Below are 859 nucleotides of genomic sequence, written 5' to 3' on the forward strand. Positions count from 1 at the left end.
TTCAAGCACTGGAACAAGCGCATCGAGATCATCAAGGGACTTTACTGCAAGCTTAAGCGCCGTCATCAATTTCTTACCCTGACCCTTCATGTCGTGTTTGAACAAAGGCTTTAAGGACGGGTCATAGGTAAAAAGCTTGTTGTAGAAGATTTCGGCTGCGGCATCTGCAATAGGCTCGACTTTCGCAAAGCTGGCTTGAACGAGCTTTTTCTGTGCTTCCGTAATGGCCATGTAGCAGGCTCCAATCAACGATAAGTGGTTAGGAAGCTAGTCTAGAATCCGGAAAGCTGCAAACTGTCACTAGTCAAAAATAGACAGTGCTTTTACTTGTGCCCAGACCTCTTGGTCAATCTTCAAGTTCAGCTTTTTTAACGAACGTTTGGTGATGAGCGCATGAAGCGTATTGTCTCCAATAGCGAGCTTGATGCGCACGGAGTGACTTTCGCTTGTGTGTTTGATGTTTTTTATTCTAGCTGGCAGGACGTTCAAGATACTTTGTTCGGTGTTTGGGAACCGACTAATACTGACGTCGCGTGCGGTTACTCTCAGACGGATTTTCTGCCCCTCGGAAAGCGCTTGCTCGCCTATCCAGACAGCGATTGGCGCCCCAGTTTGCGAGCCTTTGATTTCTGCTTTTGACAGGCTGTTTTCTTGATCGAGCTCGGTGATTGTGGCTTCAAATACGGATGCAAGCTGCTCCTGATCGAACAGTGCGCTGTGTTCGGCAAATGTTTGTAAGGCTGGCCCAAGGTACGCGGCTTCTCCTTGTTGCATAAGCAGTATGTCGTCCGCGAGTTGCGCAATTTCATCGATTGAGTGTGAAACGTAAAAAATGGGCGTACTCGAGCTAGACTTAAAG

The 859-nt window shown here is 47.6% G+C and carries 2 protein-coding genes; both read right to left on the reverse strand.

The genetic code is table 11. The features are described from left to right. On the reverse strand, positions 1 to 231 hold a 231-nt coding region (locus A3751_RS17115), incomplete at its 3' end, for a globin domain-containing protein (RefSeq protein WP_231876923.1). Between the two features lie 69 nt (positions 232 to 300). Continuing rightward, positions 301 to 859 (reverse strand): TOBE domain-containing protein (locus tag A3751_RS17120; protein WP_197466446.1); only part of this gene is annotated, 559 nt, incomplete at its 5' end.

The organism is Oleiphilus sp. HI0080 (genome assembly GCF_001635135.1).